This window comes from Tenacibaculum sp. DPLXC6 (assembly GCF_056815515.1).
Genome location: NZ_CP141806.1, coordinates 3094692 through 3112633 on the forward strand (window position 1 = coordinate 3094692; position 17942 = coordinate 3112633).

General features: G+C 31.5%; 10 protein-coding genes. 2 read left to right on the forward strand and 8 right to left on the reverse strand.

Features of this window, described 5'->3' with window-relative positions:
• Positions 1 to 16 precede the first annotated feature (16 nt).
• On the reverse strand, positions 17 to 6130 hold the full coding sequence (locus tag VCM48_RS14180; protein WP_482270941.1) for an alpha-2-macroglobulin family protein: 6114 nt from the start codon (positions 6128 to 6130) through the stop codon (positions 17 to 19).
• A gap of 210 nt (positions 6131 to 6340) precedes the next feature.
• Between VCM48_RS14180 and VCM48_RS14185 the strand changes: the two genes are divergently transcribed.
• Complete coding sequence (locus VCM48_RS14185) at positions 6341 to 7696, forward strand: UDP-N-acetylmuramate--L-alanine ligase (protein ID WP_482270942.1); 1356 nt, start codon at positions 6341 to 6343, stop codon at positions 7694 to 7696.
• Here VCM48_RS14185 and VCM48_RS14190 read toward each other — a convergent pair.
• The 7 genes from VCM48_RS14190 to trkA all read right to left on the reverse strand — a co-directional run bounded on the left by VCM48_RS14190 (position 7677) and on the right by trkA (position 17062).
• The gene (locus tag VCM48_RS14190; protein WP_482270943.1) at positions 7677 to 8744 is read right to left on the reverse strand and encodes a nucleotidyltransferase domain-containing protein; all 1068 of its coding nucleotides are present in this window, start codon (positions 8742 to 8744) and stop codon (positions 7677 to 7679) included. The genes VCM48_RS14185 and VCM48_RS14190 overlap by 20 nt on opposite strands.
• Positions 8734 to 9840, reverse strand: coding sequence for a hypothetical protein (locus tag VCM48_RS14195; protein ID WP_482270944.1), 1107 nt, complete (start codon positions 9838 to 9840; stop codon positions 8734 to 8736). Before VCM48_RS14195 ends, VCM48_RS14190 begins: the two co-directional genes overlap by 11 nt.
• A gap of 66 nt (positions 9841 to 9906) precedes the next feature.
• Complete coding sequence (locus VCM48_RS14200) at positions 9907 to 10086, reverse strand: hypothetical protein (protein ID WP_482270945.1); 180 nt, start codon at positions 10084 to 10086, stop codon at positions 9907 to 9909.
• A gap of 24 nt (positions 10087 to 10110) precedes the next feature.
• A complete protein-coding gene (locus VCM48_RS14205; RefSeq protein WP_482270946.1) occupies positions 10111 to 13239 on the reverse strand; it encodes a T9SS type A sorting domain-containing protein in 3129 nt (1042 codons plus the stop codon).
• A 106-nt stretch (positions 13240 to 13345) separates the two neighbouring features.
• Complete coding sequence (locus VCM48_RS14210) at positions 13346 to 13936, reverse strand: phage tail protein (protein ID WP_274639379.1); 591 nt, start codon at positions 13934 to 13936, stop codon at positions 13346 to 13348.
• 280 nt (positions 13937 to 14216) lie between these two features.
• A complete protein-coding gene (locus VCM48_RS14215; RefSeq protein ID WP_482270947.1) occupies positions 14217 to 15716 on the reverse strand; it encodes a TrkH family potassium uptake protein in 1500 nt (499 codons plus the stop codon).
• Positions 15716 to 17062 carry a Trk system potassium transporter TrkA gene (gene trkA, locus VCM48_RS14220; RefSeq protein WP_274639381.1) on the reverse strand — a complete coding sequence of 449 codons (1347 nt, stop codon included), beginning with the start codon at positions 17060 to 17062 and terminating at the stop codon, positions 15716 to 15718. Before trkA ends, VCM48_RS14215 begins: the two co-directional genes overlap by 1 nt.
• Positions 17063 to 17228: 166 nt before the next feature.
• On the opposite strand from trkA, the gene radC reads away from it, so the two are divergent.
• Positions 17229 to 17915, forward strand: coding sequence for a RadC family protein (radC, locus tag VCM48_RS14225; protein ID WP_274639382.1), 687 nt, complete (start codon positions 17229 to 17231; stop codon positions 17913 to 17915).
• Positions 17916 to 17942: the final 27 nt, after the last annotated feature.

Below are 17942 nucleotides of genomic sequence, written 5' to 3' on the forward strand. Positions count from 1 at the left end.
TGCTAAGATAGTTATTTTATTTAATTAGTAATCTTTCTCCTTTTGAATGACTTGTAAACTCTGGGGCATACATACTTTGAATTGTTGTAATGCCATTGCTAAAGTTTCCTGCATTATTTATACGAACATCATATTCAAATACATATATTCCTTTAGGTAAACGTTCAAAAAAGAAATTTGTTGCAGCGTCTTTTGTGCTTTCGTAGTATCCTAAACCATCTTGCCACTTGTATTGTGATAATACATTAATCGGTTCAACTCCGCTTGCTCTCATATCTTTCATATGAACAAACTCCATATTTCTATCTGAATGAAGTTCAATTCTAACAGTAATTAAATCTCCAACATTTAACTGTGTATTTTCTGTAACTTCTTGGAGTTGCTTACCCGTATTAGTATTAACTTTTTTAAATAGTTTTTTATTTAATTGTAAAGGAGTTTTAGCAGAAGTAATTTTATCTAAATTTTCAAAATACTGCCAATACAATCCACCCCAAGCAATACCTTTTCCTTTTTTAGAAATACTAACAGTACTCATATTAGGAGTGATTTCAGAACCATTCCATGAAGTTTTAAAATAACCAGTACTTGCTTCAATTTTTGTATCTTCTAATTTAGAAGGATTGATAGTTTGCTTTCCGATTTTCACATCCACCATATCAGTTACCGAGATCCAATCATTACCTTGTAATAATAAAGCATATACAGCCTCAGTAGTTGCTTTGGTGGTTTTCCAACGATTGGTTTGTTTGTTTTTTAGTAACCATATTTTTAAGTTATCAACCGTTTCTGTGTTATTTTCAATTTCTGAAAAAGCTTCAATTAATAACGATTGGGTTTCAATAGGTGCTTGGTGCCAATACCAACTTGGTTGATTCTCTTTCCAATACATTCCTAATTCATCAGAAGTAATACTGTTCTCTCTTAAAGATTTTAAAATTTTATCAGCGATTAATGTGTTACCATTTCTAAACTGTAGCAGAGAAATTTGTCCTTTTCCGTATAAACTAAACTCTTTCCAGTAAGTTGCTGTTTGACTTTTATAGTATTCAAAAGCGGTTTTTGCCGTATCGTTAATTTCAATATTAGTAAAAAAAGAACGCATGTATAAATACTGAATAATGAAATAGTTTAGATGGTTTTTCTTTAAGTACTCAGTATATTTTTTTTGACCTTTTTCAGCTTTAATACGTTCAGCACTTTCTAATAATTTCTTGTAGGTATGTTCAATTTCAGTATCTAAAAAGTGAATAGCATCTAGAAGCATTTTCTGTAAAGAATCATCTTTATTATCAATACCTAATTTTTGTAAATGTCCAAAACCAGTAACAATATGATTCGTGATATAAACATTAGGATTATCATTCCCTTTAAACCAAGGGAATCCTCCATTGTTTAATTGCATTTGTAATAGTTTATTAATGGCGTTTTGTTGCTCGTTTTTCATTTTGTTTAAATCAAATAACAAAGCAATACGCTTCTTTTGCTCGGTTTCAGATTGAGCATCACGTAACCAAGGAGTTTCTTGGATAATCAATGATTTCAATTCTTGATTTTTCTCTAGGTTACTTAATAAAGCATCTGAAGATTTCCATGCATTAAATACCTCTTGTATTCTTGGATTTGAATTTGCGATATGGCTAGCTAATGTGTTAGCATAGTAACGTGCAAAAGTTTGTTCACTACACTCGTACGGGTATTCCATTAAATATGGTAAAGCCTGTACAGCATACCATGCAGGATTAGAAGTTACTTCAAGAGTTAGTTTATGGTTTTTCAAGGTACTTGAAGTATTCTTTTTTAGTTTATCTAATGTAAATGTTTTGGTTTCATTTGAACGAACCCACATAGGTAGTGTTTCAGTAACTAACATTCTATTAGATAAAACAGGCAATACATTTTGTTCTCCATCAGAAAAATCTCCAGCCTTTGCAACTACTTTATATTGAATTGCTTGATAGGTGTCAGGAATTGATAAGTTCCAAGATACACTGGTGTTTCCATTAGAATTAACACTGAAAGATTGATTTTTCGTAGAATTGTTTAATAAGTTGATTTCTTTTCCTGTAATAGCGTCAGTTAATATAAGTAACGCTGTCCCTTGTAAGTTTTTATCAGAGATGTTAGCTATTTTGGTATTTAATGTAATTTGATCTCCTTCTCTTAAAAATCTTGGAGCATTAGGAATTACCATCAACTCTTTTTGAGTTACAGTAGTTAATGTCTTGGTAGCTGACTGTAATTCTTTTGTATGTGCTAGTAACTGCAATTTCCAGCGTGTTAAAGCTTCTGGAGTGGTAAAGCTAAACGTAATATTACCTTCTTTATCAGTTTGTAAATGCGGATAGAAAAAGGCAGTTTCTTGTAGATTTTTACGAATTTGTACTCCATCTAAAGAGACTTTATTTCCCTTTTCCTCTTTTACACCTAGAGCGGTCACAACCATTTCATCTAGTAAGTTTTCTTGAGTATCTAAAAGAGCTTTTTCTTCAACAATCTCTCTTTCAGGTGAAGGTTGCATTTTAGAACTCATAGCTAAGCCTCTTAAACGAATATTTCTATTCATTCCGAAGTAAAAACCAAACCAGTTTAATTGGTCGTATCGTTGAGTTTTAAAAGATGAAGGGTAGTTATTATTAAAAATTCTGAAACGTTCATTACCAAAACTTTGATAAGCGTTAGCGTAACCGCTTTGTGAGTAATATGTTGAAGTTGAGATAGGTGAAAACTCCCAATTATGAGGCTTAAATTCATCTAAAGAAGCATCGTACATACTCGCTAACACCTCTGCAGCGACTTTGTTTTTTTTATCATTTTTAATAGTAAAACTCCATGTTTCTTGGGTTCCAGGTTGTAATTTATCTCTAAACGTATTAGTTTCTATAGTAATGCTATCTTGTTCATTTGGAACAGAAATAGGAATCATTCCACTTACGAAACTATTGTAATTCACAAAGTAATATTTGATAACAAACCCACCAACATCTTGTTTTGTAACAGGAACTTCAATTGTTTTAAGTTTGTTGTTTAAATGAATAAGTTTGGTTTCTACAATAGCGTGGTTTTTTTCTGTTTGAACTATAACCGTTGCATCTTTTGAGGCAGAACCAATTTGTAATGCTACTATATCATTTGGTTTGTATGTTGTTTTGTTTGTGTTGTACGTGAATAATTGGTTATCAGTTACACTTTTTTCTTTGTTATCAATTACTGTAAAAAGAGCTTTGTCGGTAACTTTTTGTCCAAACTCATCTTTGGTGTCTAGAATAAGAATATACTTTCCTGAAATCCATTTTTTATAGTTGGTAAGCGTAACTTCTTTCGAGTTTTGTGTGTTGAAAGCTTGCTCAAATACTAGTTTCCCTTTTTTCCAATTTAGAGGACTTTGCTCTTCCGAAGTGTAAGCATCATGAGGAAATAGGTTTCTAAACTCACTTTCTGAAATGTCTTGATAATCTGGAGTATCCCATGGTCTTTTACGTAACGGATTTTTAGGTGCCTGAAGTTTATAAACTTTTAAACTTCCTTCTGCAGGAACAAACTCACTATTTAAGTTTTTGCTTGAAATTTCAATTGTTGTTTCCTTGTCTGATTTATGTATTGTAGAAGGAACTTGTATAGTAGCAAGTAATGCATGATACCCAACTTTTACAATAGAGGTTGCAGAGCGAGTTTCTCCATTAATATCGGTTACATCTGCAGTAATTTCATATTCAAAAACAGGTAAGTTTTCTTTGTTTACACTTTCATCAGGTAAAGCCTTAAATGTAATTGAAAAGTTACCTTGTGCATCAGTTGTTAATTCACCGTGTGTAATTTCTTGTGCTTCTGAAGTAAACTGAGGTTTACGCCAGTACCACCAAATAGGATATTGTACTTTACGATGTACGCGATATACTACTTTAGCATCTGTGATAGTTGATCCTGTAAAAGCTTTTGCAAACCCGTTTACTGTAATGCTATCATGTAACTTATAGGTTTTTGTTACAGGTTTAAATTCTGTTTCAAACTTAGGACGCTTATATTCCTCAACTGAAATACGAGTAATGTAGTCTTCATGTTCAAAATCAAAATCTATAGTGTCATAAAAGATACTTTTTTGCTTTTCACTCTTATCAATAGAAAACCAATATTCGCCTGTTAACCCTGTACTAGGTAATATAATTTCTCCTGAAGCCGATCCGTATTCATTTAGTTTTAGATCTAGTTTTTTTACTGCTTCTCCATTGACATTATTTAATGTTATTTGAACAAACTCATTGGTGAATGGAGTTGATTTGTCTTCCGTTTCTTTAATAAAAATAGTTTTAAAGTATACAGTTTGTCCTGGTCGATAAATGCTCCTATCTGTAAAAATAAAGGGCTTTATAGAGGTATAACTATCATTTGCAGTTGGAGAGACTTGTTTTTGATATTTATTTAGGTAGTAGTTACCAAAAATAGCAGTATCGTTTTTGTATGTAACTGTAACATACACATTACCATAACTATCATCACTTTTAAAAGAAGCAAAACCGTTTTTATCAGTTGTTAGTTTTTTGTGAATTGATTTTCCATACCTACGCTGTTTGTTTTGTAACAATAACTCAGCATTTTTAATTGGTTTTCCATTGTTTCTATCAACAACTTGATAAGTTTTTATACCATTATTGCTATTTTCAACTAAAACTAAATTGGTTGCTTGTAAATGAGCAGTAGCATATAAATCTTTAGAATTTAAAGTAGTATTTTGATGTGTTACAATTAAATAATTTCCTTGAGTTAATTTAGGAAGAACTACTTCAGTTGTGTGTAATAAGTAATCTTTTTCATTTCGTAAATTACTGTTCCATGAAGTAGCTTTTGTAAGTTTTTTTATAAAGTTAAAGCATTCTTCTTCCTTATAAATCTTTTGAAACTCTTCTAATTGTTTTTGGTCAATTTTATAAGCAGAGAAGTATAGTTTATCAATATTCTTATAAGTAATTAGTAACCTAGAGTGAGATTGAATAGGAACAAACTTTTCAGAAAGAATACTTAGCGATGTAGTTTTGATTTGTTGTTGTAGATGCTCAGATTTTTCAGCAGCTAAGCTTTTAGGAAATTGTTCAATAACCTTTTTACAAATAGCAAGTGCCTCTCTGTTTTTAAAACGAAACTCTTCATTTTTTTCAGCTTTATAAGATTCAGCTTGTTGATTATAAACTCTGGCTATTTCATAGTTATATAATCCAGAAATTTCATTGTTTTTATAATTACTAACTGATGTTTTAAGTGTTTGTAACAATAACTCTTGTTTGTTATTTAAAGTTATATGCTGCTTAACAAACTGTAATCGTTGAATATCTACATCAGCAAAGGCATTGAGGTTGTCGTTTTTTAAATGAAAGTTTATTAATTTTTGATAAATTTTCAATGCATTAAACTGTAGTGATAAATTATCTTTCGTGGTAAGGTTTAATCCAGAAAATTTGTTAGCTCTACTCAGGTATAAAGCGTCATCAATTTTAAATTGATAAGTAGGTTTTGTAATATTAGTTTCTGTGGTTTTATAAAACCCTAAGGCATTATGAGCTAAAAAATCAAATAGGGTAGGACGGTATTTTTTTGAATCCTTTTCTGTTTGAATAATATCTTTAAAAGTATGAATAGCTGTTTTTTGTAGTTCAGATTCATTTTCTAAAGAGTTTTGATAGTGGCAATGAATTTCTGCAAATAGCGTATTTAAATCCCATGTTCTAAAATCATTTTCATCAACTTTTTGTTGAGTTTGAGTACGATTGTAAAACTTCCATCTGTTCTGATTAAAATATTGCCAGTATAAGTTAGCTAATACATTTTCTAGCACATTTTTTGTTGGAAAATTACTTTTATTAATTTGTTGTTTGAATTCATCAATAATCTTTAATTGTGCGTTTTCTTCTAAAGTTAGAGCGTATTTACTTTTATAAAACAATGATTTTATAATTTGAGGAGCATTGTTGCTTTTTTCAGCCTTATCGTAAATAGTGTTTACTATTTTTAAAGCAGATTTAGGCAGGTTTTCTGACTCAAACTTGTGAACTTTTTCCCACAGGTTGTTATAGTTTTCTTGGGCGTGTACTAATGTTGAAAATAAAATCATTAGTAAAACGGGGGTTATTCTTTTCATCTATCTAAATTTTTATATTTTTTTGATACTAGTCGTGAGTATACATATATGAACAAAGCACTAAAAAATAGTGGTTTTTTACAAGTTGAAGTTTGTAAAGGTACTATTTGAGTGAGTGAACATAGCTATTTAAAGAGTTTCGATTTAAAGATACTTAAAATTCTCACTTGGTTTTGTATTTTTGACGCTTATATCACAGATAACAGTACTATGAAAATTCACTTTATAGCTATCGGCGGTAGCGCAATGCATAACCTAGCAATCGCATTACAACAAAAAGGATACCAAATTACGGGTAGTGACGATACGATTCATGATCCGTCAAAAACTCGTTTGGCAAATAAAGGTTTGTTGCCAGATGTGTTTGGATGGTTTCCAGAAAAAATAACTACCGATTTAGATGCTGTAATTTTAGGAATGCATGCAAAAAAAGATAATCCTGAGCTGTTAAAGGCGCAAGAACTTGGAGTGAAAATTTATTCGTATCCAGAGTTTTTGTATGAACAATCTAAAGATAAAACACGTGTGGTTATAGGTGGTTCTCATGGAAAAACAACGATAACTTCTATGATTTTACATGTGTTAAATTATCATGATAGAGAAGTAGATTATATGGTAGGTGCACAGTTAGAAGGTTTTGATACTATGGTGCATTTAACCGAAGAAAATGAGTTCATTGTTTTGGAGGGAGATGAGTACTTGAGTTCTCCTATAGATATGCGTCCGAAGTTTCACCTGTACAAACCGAATATAGCGTTGTTAAGTGGAATTGCCTGGGATCATATCAATGTGTTTCCAACGTTTGAAAATTATGTAGAACAATTTTCAATTTTTACTGATTCTTTGACGAATGGTGGAATTATGGTGTATAATGAGGAAGACGAGGTGTTAAAAGAGGTTGTTGAAAGTTCAAATCACCCAATAAAAAAATACCCTTATAATACTCCTGATTGTTTTATTGATAATGGAATTACTTATTTGGAAACAGAAGAAGGTGATTTACCATTAGAAATTTTCGGGAATCATAATTTACAAAATCTTGCAGGGGCAAAATGGATTTGTCAGCATATGGGAGTTGATGAAGATGAGTTTTATGAGGCAATAGCTAGTTTTAAAGGCGCTAGTAAGCGTTTAGAAAAGATTGCTGAAAACTCTTCAACAGTTGTGTTTAAAGATTTTGCACATTCACCATCTAAAGTTGAAGCAACTACTGCTGCGGTTAAAGATCAATATTCAAATAGAACTTTATTAGCATGTTTAGAGCTACATACTTATTCGAGCTTAAATGCTGAGTTTTTATCAGAATACAAAGGTGCTTTAGATAAGGCAGATAAAGCAGTAGTTTTTTATTCTCCACACGCTGTGAAAATTAAACAGTTGGAAGAAGTTTCAGAAGAACAAATATCTAAAGCGTTTGGACGTAACGATTTGATTATTTACATAAATCCAGAAAAGTTTAAAGAGTTTTTATTCAATGAGAACCTTGAAAATACAGCTTTGTTATTAATGAGTTCTGGTAACTACGGAGGGTTAGATTTTGATGAGGTTAAGGCTTTGGTTGATTAAAAAATCTATCAAATAAATATTTTCTATACTTTTTTAAATAAAAAGATTTTAAAATAACAAAAAAGCGGTGTTTATATAAAAAATATAGGTCCCATTTTTTTTTGTTATCAGCACTTTCTTTTGGGTTGTTAATGAAAAAAAGTACTTTTTTGATGTAGCTTTCAGTCTTATGTGTTTTTATATATTCGAGTGATTCAGGAGAGCCAAAAATATAATTAGTAATAGCAAGAAAGTTTTTTAAATAGTCAGATTCAGAATGATAAAACTTGTTTAAAACTGTCTTAATCGAAGCTCTTTTAGATAACATATAAAGATCATAAGAGTTTCTTAGAGAGATTGTTTTAGTCCATTGAGCTTTCTCGTTAATTTGCTTGTTAAAACAAGTTAAAAGAACTTGATTTTCATACGAAAGGATATTAATGTTATTCGTCAGTTTTTTTAGGCTATTTTCAACAAAATTATAGTCGAATCCTTTTTCATTTGTAATCATTTTATAATGTACTTCAACGGCAGCAATTTTTTCTTTTTTGGTTATTTTTGGGTAATGCCTATTTAAAACTGTATTATCTAAATAATCAGAAGTCTTCTCTTTATACCCATTTTCTTTGAGAATATTAATAGTAAGCTTAAACTTTTCTGGATTGACTAAAAAATCAATATCACCTACCATACGTTCAGCGATATCTTCATATAGGCCTTCTAATAAATTACCTGTTCCTTTTAAAAAAATAGGGATAATATTATTTGAGAGTAGCAATTCGTTAATTTCTTTGGCTTCTGCAATAATTTGTTGATTACGCTCTCTGTTTAAGTCAGTAATATGTTTCATATACTCGACTAAATCTGTAGGTAGGAATTGCAAAAAATTTACACGTTTTAAGTTGCAATATAATGCGGGGAAAACATAGTGGGTTGTACTTACTTTAACTACAGCTTCCCAATCGACTAAACCGGATTTTATTTTTTGTTCAACTAAATTTCGATTCTTTACTTCATGGGTTATAGTTAAACACTTACTAATAAATAATAATGTTTCTTTATAATTCATCCGCAAATATTTTTTTTACAGTTTCAGTCATTTTTTCATTATTAGAATAGGTTAGTTGGTAGCAAGGTAATTTTTCAAACCAATCTAAAAAGAGTTCAGCATTTTGAGGTAATGGAGATAACCAAGAATCAGGAACCAATTGTTCAAAAGCTGTAATGTTTGAAATTTTATTAATGATTAAGTCACTATCTTTTTGATATTTAATAAAAATTAGAGCTTTGCAAGGAGTTTTTAGCGAGTAATCATGGTTATTTGTAGGTAAGTAGCGAACAATTTTATTTAGCTTTTTAAAATGATATTCAGCAGATGTTTTTAATTCAGGATAAATTGGAAGTAGCGTTTCTAAACTATTTTTTTTAATAGATATAGCAGAAGGAAAGCTATGTACATTTAAAGAATTATCAACAGGTACAAAATCATCGGCTAAACAAGTAAAGCCATTGGCTTGTAATAATGCTAATGAAGTACTCTTTCCATTTCCAGAATCACCTAAAAATAAAATAGAATTATTGTTCTTACTAACTGCGGAAGCATGAAAAACTCCTATCCATTCATTTTCATTTTTTTGATGTATTTTTTGCACTAGTTCCATTGAGAATTTTCCTTGAAAGTAATGCACTTCTTTTAAACTCCATGTACCAATAAGGCTATCGTCAACAGAAAAAGAAATAGATTTAGAATCATTATACACTTCAAAATGATGGTGTGTTTTGACTGTTTCCTGAATTTCTAAATGAGCAAATTTTGGGTGTATTAAAAAGGCTTCAGTATTAGATGCATAGCTTACTTTAAAATATAAACTATTTATGCTATAGTATTTTACAACTTCAAAAGTCTTAGGCTTAGTTACAGGTATTAGCTTTTTATCGTTTTTATTTTCTGAAGAAATAAGTAAAGATTCAATATCAGTAACAAGTTCTACTGCTTGTTGGTAAGGTATGTTAACTTGCTTTATTACTTGATTAATAATTTCTTGTTTATCAATCTTTTTATCTAAAAGAGATAGTGTTTCTGCTATCAAGGGGTCTACAACAAGATATTGATTATTGTCTTGAAACCAAATAACTCGCTTATTCTCTATTTGTTTACTAGTCATGTACTTATAAAAGTAATAAAACCTCGAGATATTCTCGAGGTTTTAGAGTGAAATAATTTTTTGATATTAAAAATCTAGTCCTGGATCTTCAGGGCTCTGTGCCTGTGCTTTTTGTGGATTTAAGATCATATAAGTTCCTAATGCTGTTAAAGCTGCATATTTACCATAACTCCCTATTTTTTTTATGGCTTCTTTACGAGTAATGTCTTTAGAACCTTTATCAGTGTTTTTTATGTTTTTTTTCATGATTGCTCGATTTTGATAGCTTACTTATTTTAAAATTACTTTTTTAGAAATTTCTCCTAAATTAGAATTTAGTTTTACAATGTATACTCCGGTAGCTACGTTAGGGATACTTACTTTACTAACTCCGTTAGAAATTATGTTTCGATTTATAATTTCTTTACCCAAGATTGAATAAACAGCTATATTCGCTTTTGTTTGTAAACCAGTAATGGTTATTTCATCCTTAGAAGAACTATAAATACTAACATTATCTAAAGAAGATTCAATAATTGATGTTGGCTTTTCTGAACTTGTATGTAAATAGAACTGTCCAATACTATTTGAATCTTTGTTAAGAGTAGTAGTATAATTTTCCTCAGATAAATTAGTAAAAATGTTATTTATTCTATCTTCTAAATATACTTTAAGATTCGCTGGTATATTTTTAGTATTGATTGAAAAAGTTACCTTTTCATCGCTTAAAGCTCTTAAACCAACAGGAATTACCATGTTCTCATAATCATTATTAGGTAAGGTTTGAATAGCTAATTGTTTTCCTTGGTTATTAGTTAGTAACTCAGTAAAAACAGCTAAGTCAGAAGTATCTTCTCCAAACATTTTTGAATCATAACTTCTATCATATCCCGTAGTTTTTCCTGAAGCATAAAAAACTTTTGTAGATCTTTTGATATCGTTATTACTAACAGATAATTCAATTGAAGGAATAGGCTCTTGCCTCATGAATGTATCTGAATTTTGATGACTTTGGTTAGAGAAAGCAAAGATAAGATTGTTACTTGCTGCAGCTTCCACAAAGAATCCTTGACCTGGAGCAATTTCTATGTCATCAATCGCATTCTTAGTTATATATTGTGAGCCATTCCATAGCCAAATAGTTTCCTCTGTAAGTATAGCTGTATTCGCAGCTGCAAAATTAGCAGAGTTAATGTAAGATGTATACGGATTCCCTACAAGGTTGTAATTAGTTCTACTACCTGTAGAAATAGCTTTAGCAATATTAGAAGTATTTGCTGTTCCACTGATTGAAACATCTCCAGGTGTAGCTAACTTAATAGAAACACCTGTTCCATTAGTTACTGTTCCTGTATTACCACTTTGAACGTATAACCATGCAGGCCCAGTAATATTGCTATAAGGAGCTAACCCTAAATTACCACCAGTTCCGGAAGCTAAGGTATGGTTAGCAATAATATCTTCTAAAGTTTCACCAGCAACAGGAGGTGATACTAAGTACCAGTTTGTAGTTGGTAAACTTCTTTTATAAGTTACAGTACCAGTAACTGTACTTTGTGGTATAAAAGAAGCTCCGTTATTAATTGTTAATGAATTAAAAGTAACAGCTGATGAAGCCGTTGGGTAGTTTGTTAAACTAGAAGGTATAATAACATTAGCATTGGTTGGGGGAACTACACTAGGACTCCAGTTTGATGCTGTATTCCAATCGTTATCAGTAGATCCTGACCAAGTAACGGTTTCTATACCCACTAAAACATTGGTGGTACTACCTACACTGTTTAATGTTAAAATAACATCGTTAGAAGCAGCATCTTTTAACGTTCCTCCATTTGCAGCTAATGTACCAACAGCTATACCATCAGTATCTGAATCACCTGATTGTACTGTGTATCTAAAAACTAAGGCACTAGTTCCGCTTCCGCTTTGGTAAACTGCTTGACGCGTAGTTGCTCCAATAGTGATAGCTATTTGAGGAGTTCCCCCTGTAGTATTTACAGTTATATTCTCATCAAAATTTACAGTAAAGTCCAAGTTTTGACCTGTAAGATAATTACCGTTTGCAGGAACACTAACACTTGTTACAGTTGGAGCAGCAGCATCTACTAAAACAGCGGCTGTAGAACCTACACTATTTAAAGTTAGGTTTGCATCTTTTCCTCCAGCATCTTTTAAAGTGCTTCCATTTGCAGCTAACGAACCAACAGCAATACCGTCAGTATCAAGATCTCCTGTAAGAATTGTGTGTCTAAAAACTAAAGAACTTGTTCCGCTGCCACTAATATAAGTTGCTTGGCGTGTGGTAGCTCCGATAGTAATAGCTATTTGTGGTATTCCTCCTGTAGTATTTACAGTTACATTTTCATCAAAGTTTACGGTAAAATCTAAATTTTCCCCTGTTACATAAGTAGCATTGGCAGGTACACTCACACTAGAAACAGTAGGTGCAACTGCATTTGAAATTACAGTTGTAGTGTTGTCCGTATCATCAGTGGTACCATCATTAATAACTACTGTAAAAGTGGTTGTTTCTGAAGTAGCTGTTCTGTTGTCAGTTGGGTTGAAAGATAAAGCTCTTAGTTTTGACTGTAAATCAGTAGGTGTAGTAGTAGCTATAGTATAAGGACCACTACCAGAAAGTCCCGTACCTGTTAATAATCCTTTTGCATTATTATCTAAAGTAATAGTTGCTGATAAGTTATCTCCATCAGTATCTGTGGTTGTAATACTAGAAAAAGGAGAAATTGTACTATTATCATTCACACTTTGACCAGCAGTTGTTCCTCCAATTACTGGAGCTGTATTTGAAACAGCAGACGTAACTATCATTTCATCTATAGAGAATCCTCCAAAAATTTCAGTATCAGGTGTGATAATTAATTCGTCAATATCAGAAAATGAACCAGTTGTAGGGGATGTAAAGTCTATACTTATAGCAGAATTATGAGTAGGTGATACTAAACTAAGCGTACCAACTACAACACCATTTTTTTTACCAGTGAATGTAAAATCAATAATAGTACCGCCTACAGCTTGCTCGTAAGCAAATTGAATTGATGTTATACCTACTTCACCACCACTATCTGTTGATAATGTAGCTGAAGACACTGCTGAACTACCATTACCGGCCCAAGCTAATACAGCATCAGTAGCTCCACCAATTGCATTAGTACCGACTCCATTTCCACTTGTAGCTAAGGCAAGAGTAATATTTCCATTTGATGTACTAGATATATCAAAGTTGTTTAATAGAGAACTAGCAGATTGATCTGCACTAGGATCTGTACCAGTAGCTAAAATTGCTGTTGATGAACCAAATTCCATAGTACTAGGAGTTTGAGCTCTTAATTGGTTGTTTGCGAACAATAGCACAGAATAAACAATTGCATTCAAAAAGAGTTTGAAGTAATAATGTCTCATTTTATTTAGTATATGATTGGTTAATAAATATTAAAGCTATTTTATAGATAAAACTCTAATGATTTCCACTAGAGTTTTATTTTATAAGTGAACTGTAGTAAATAAGTTAATTTCTAGAAGGAAAAATACCTACCAAAGCAATAATATAATTAATAGCTAAATAAGGCTGTACATTAGTATGTGGTAGGTTTCCACCTGTGTTAAGTATATTTAAACCAGCGTTAGCACTAATAGTTTGCCCATTAACAGTATTGTTAGCTGGCCCATAAGCATTTACAGGTGTTGCACCAATACCAGATCCAAAACTTGCGCCAGCAGGGACATCTCCTGCTTGAGGAGTACTACGAATACCAGCATCAGCACTTAATTGAATATGTTGGTCAGCTGCTGTGTTATTTTGAGTTGCATGATTATGACTTGGCATTTGAGTAATGTTTAAGGTAACCGTTTCTACACCTCCTCTTTGCCCTAATCTATAATCACTTAAGCCAGGACCATTTCTAGGTCCTATTGGGGCTCTACCTCTTAAATCAGGTAAAGCAAAAGTTGTTCTTCCGTCACCTCCGTAAGTGGTGCCTAAAATTGAAAATAAAGCTGTGTTTTGAGATATTGCTAATAATTGACCATCACAAAACGCCCAACCTCTTGGAGCGAAGTTTCCTCCGAACATAACAATTTCTCCGATAAATGGATCCATAAATAATAAAGTTTAGTAGTTAATGTTTAGAACAACAATTTAGTAAAAAAAACAATATGCTTCATGTAACTGTTTAATTATTTGTTAATTACAGTGTTGGGTGCAAGCTTGTGAAATTACTAAATGTTGAATATTTGTTTTCTAAAATCAAATTTAAAGACAAACAGAACTAAGCTTTAATTCTATTGTTTAAGCGTGCTTGATTAATATGCGAACGTATATTTTTAAGGTATATACGTTTAAGAAGAAATGTTATTTATTGGTAAGTGTGTTAGCTAAGTTAGTTTTTTCTCCAGAAGAAAGGAGTCAATAAAATTAACACAGTAAATAGCTCTAGACGACCAATTAACATTAAAAAAGAACAAAACCATTTTGCGCCTGCTGATAAATGATTAAAATTATCTACAGGACTAACGCTACCTATGGCAGGCCCAATGTTTCCTAATGAAGAAGCACATGCACCTAAAGCAGACTTTATGTCTAAACCTAAAAGGGCCAGTACAACAGTACCAATTATAAAAATCAGCATGTAGAGTACAAAAAACGAAAGTATGTTAAATATAATGGTCTGGTTTACAGCTTTACCATCATAACGAACAGGTATTATTGCATTTGGGTGTAACGATTTTTTAAACTCTAAAAAACTATTCTTCAACATAATAATGTGACGAACAATTTTTACTCCTCCAGATGTAGATCCTGCCGATCCTCCTAAGAAAAATAAAGAGAAAAATATAGCTGTAACAAAAAAGCTCCACATAGTAAAGTCTGCTGTAACAAACCCAGTTGTGGTTACTACAGAAATAACAGAGAATAAAGAATGTCTTATAGCGCTTTCTATTTCACCCCATACTTTAGGGTGCTCTATACTGGTTTGTAGGTTTGAATCCTGAAAGAAGATAATCATTAAAGCTACTATGGTAGAAATTCCTATAATCCCGAAGAAATAGTATTTAAATTCTTCACTTTGGATAACTTTTCTAACTTTTCCTTTTAAAGCAAAGTATGTAAGTACAAAGTTAGTTCCTGCGATGAACATGAAAAATATAATGATATATTGAATAAGTGGAGTTCCATTCCAATGAGCTACACTAGCATTTTTGGTAGAAAACCCACCTGTACTAACGGTTGCCATAGCGTGGTTTATAGCATCAAACCAAGTCATTCCAGCTACTTTTAGTAATAAAAACTCAATAGCAGTTAATAATACATAAATTAACCATAAACGTTTTGCTGTATCAGTAATTCTTGGATGTAGTTTATCAGCAGAAGGTCCTGGGGCTTCTGCCATAAAAAGTTGCATACCTCCAATACCTAATAAAGGTAAAATAGCTATGGTAAGTACAATAATTCCCATACCACCAATCCAGTGTGTACAGCTACGCCAAAATAAAATACCTTTTGGCATAGATTCAATATCTGTTAAAATAGATGATCCTGTTGTTGAGTACCCTGAAATTGTTTCAAAAAAAGCATTGGTAACACTTGGAATACTTTCTGTAAGTAAATATGGAAGCATTCCTGTAAATGATAGAGTAAGCCATCCTAAAGTAACAATAAGGTATCCTTCTTTTTTATGGATGTTTTTATTATCAGGTTTATTAAAAAAAAACAGCAAAGATCCAATTGCAATGGTAATAATACCAGCATTTAATATTCCTAACTTTGCTGACTCATCATAATAAAAACTTAAGGGTAGAGCAAGCCACATAAATAATCCGTTCAGGATGGCAGTAACTCCTAAAAAACGATAAACTAATTTAAGGTTAAGGCTTTCCATTACTTGAATAGGTCTTCTACAATATTTATGGCTTCAGGTAAACAAAAAACAATGGCTTTATCACCACTTTGCATTTGAAAATCACCAAAAGACATTAAGGCTTCTCCGTTTCTAATTACACCACCAATAATAGCTTCTCTAGGAAAACGTAATTCTCTAATTATTTTTTGAGTTACTTTAGCTCCAGGATGTACTTCAAATTCAAAAACTTCAGCATCAACATTATGTAGGTTGGCTAAAGCTACTATTTCACCTTTTCTAATATGACGGAAAATATTACTTGCAGCAATTAACTTTTTATTAATTAAAGTGTCAATACCAATAGTCTGAGAAATATTAATATAATCCATATTCTCCACTAAAGCTACTGTTTTTTTTACACCTTTAGATTTTGCTACTAAACAAGACATGATATTAGTTTCAGAGTCTCCAGTAACTGCCACAAAAGCATCCATTTCTCTAATACTTTCTTCCTCTAATAATTCTAAATCTCTACCATCACCATAAATGACTAATGTATTACGTAGGTCTTCAGCAAGTTGTAAAGCTTTATCTTTATCTTTTTCTATTAGCTTTACTTTAAAATTATCTTTACAAAGTTTTCTCGCTGTTTTTCTTCCAACACGGCTTCCTCCTAAAATCATCACATTTGTAATGTCGATATATTCTTTTCCGATAATAGGATATAGTTTATCAATACTATATTTAGGAACAGAGAAATATACTTGATCGTTTATTTTATACTCAGTATCTCCACGAGGAATAATTGTTTGAGAAGTTCCTTCGCGTTTTATAGCAATGGTGATAAAGTCTACTAAACAAAACTTTTCTTTAGTTTCCTTAACTGTTAGATCAAGAATAGGCGATTTATACCCAAGAGTTGTTCCCATGATGTTAAAAACTCCATTTTCAAAGGCAACTGTATCGTTAAAAGAAGATTGGTTAAGTAGTGATTTAATTTCTTCAGCAGCTAACTCTTCTGGAGAAATCATAAAATCTACACCATAATCTTTAAAATTAATACAAGGATTGTTTAAAAATTCAGGGTTACTAATTCTAGCAATTGTTTTCTTTACACCTAATGCTTTACCTATTACAGAAATAGTAAAGTTTGTATTAGGACTTTCAGTTACTGCTAATAATAAATCGGCAGAGCTTACACCTATTTCTTTCAATAGTTTTATAGAGGTAGCGTCTCCTTTTTTGGTGATAACATCTAAATGATTGTTTAGATATTCTAATTTTTCACCATCAAAATCGACTACATATGTGTCTTGTGCTTCGTAAGAAAGGAGTTTAGCCAAATGAAAACCAACGTCTCCAGCCCCGGCTATAATAATCTTCATATTAAAAATTAAAAAAGATAGAGTGCAAAGATACTGTGCTTCTTTTGGTTGTGCAAAAAATGAATTATATTTATAAATCTATAAGAAAAAGTAATTAAAGACTCATAGTTAAAAGACTAAATTTATATATGAATAGTTTTATAAGACTGTGAAAAAGAAAATAAATATGAATAAGATTTCTATTAAATCGTGGGCATTAGATGATAGGCCAAGAGAAAAACTAATGTCTAAAGGAAAAACAGTATTATCAGACGCTGAGCTAGTCGCTATTTTAATAGGTTCAGGTAACAGGGATGAAAGTGCAGTTGCTTTAGCTAAAAGGATATTACTATCAGTAAATAATGATCTAAATGTATTAGCAAAGTTATCGGTAGAGGAATTGATGAAGTTTAAGGGAATAGGGGAGGCGAAAGCAATATCGGTAGTAACAGCCTTAGAATTTGGGAAAAGAAGGCAATTTGAAGAAAGAGCTACCGTGCCAAAAATCAAGAGTTCTAAAGATGTAGCAAAGATTATGCAACCCCTTATAGGAGATTTGCAGTATGAAGAATTTTGGGTATTGTACCTCAATAATTCAAATAAAGTATTAGCAAAACATCAGTTAAGTAAAGGTGGTTTTACAGCTACATTGGTAGATGTTAGGTTGCTTTATAAAAGAGCTTTAGAGCTTTCTGCAATTGGAATAATTGTTTGTCACAATCATCCTTCAGAAAAATTATCACCAAGTAAATCAGATGTTGATATAACAGAGAAGATAAAACAAGCAGGTGTTACTTTAGATATTAAATTATTAGATCACTTAATAGTTACTGAAAAAGCTTATTTTAGCTTTGCAGATGAAGGAATTTTATAATCGTTTTACGATTACTAGTTAATGTTT

What these genes read in the sequence shown, in the direction of transcription:
- VCM48_RS14180 (WP_482270941.1), bottom strand. Translation starts at nt 6,130, where the DNA reads ATGAAAAGAATAACCCCCGTTTTACTAATGATTTTATTTTCAACATTA.
- VCM48_RS14185 (WP_482270942.1), top strand. Translation starts at nt 6,341, where the DNA reads ATGAAAATTCACTTTATAGCTATCGGCGGTAGCGCAATGCATAACCTA.
- VCM48_RS14190 (WP_482270943.1), bottom strand. Translation starts at nt 8,744, where the DNA reads ATGAATTATAAAGAAACATTATTATTTATTAGTAAGTGTTTAACTATA.
- VCM48_RS14195 (WP_482270944.1), bottom strand. Translation starts at nt 9,840, where the DNA reads ATGACTAGTAAACAAATAGAGAATAAGCGAGTTATTTGGTTTCAAGAC.
- VCM48_RS14200 (WP_482270945.1), bottom strand. Translation starts at nt 10,086, where the DNA reads ATGAAAAAAAACATAAAAAACACTGATAAAGGTTCTAAAGACATTACT.
- VCM48_RS14205 (WP_482270946.1), bottom strand. Translation starts at nt 13,239, where the DNA reads ATGAGACATTATTACTTCAAACTCTTTTTGAATGCAATTGTTTATTCT.
- VCM48_RS14210 (WP_274639379.1), bottom strand. Translation starts at nt 13,936, where the DNA reads ATGGATCCATTTATCGGAGAAATTGTTATGTTCGGAGGAAACTTCGCT.
- VCM48_RS14215 (WP_482270947.1), bottom strand. Translation starts at nt 15,716, where the DNA reads ATGGAAAGCCTTAACCTTAAATTAGTTTATCGTTTTTTAGGAGTTACT.
- trkA (WP_274639381.1), bottom strand. Translation starts at nt 17,062, where the DNA reads ATGAAGATTATTATAGCCGGGGCTGGAGACGTTGGTTTTCATTTGGCT.
- radC (WP_274639382.1), top strand. Translation starts at nt 17,229, where the DNA reads ATGAATAAGATTTCTATTAAATCGTGGGCATTAGATGATAGGCCAAGA.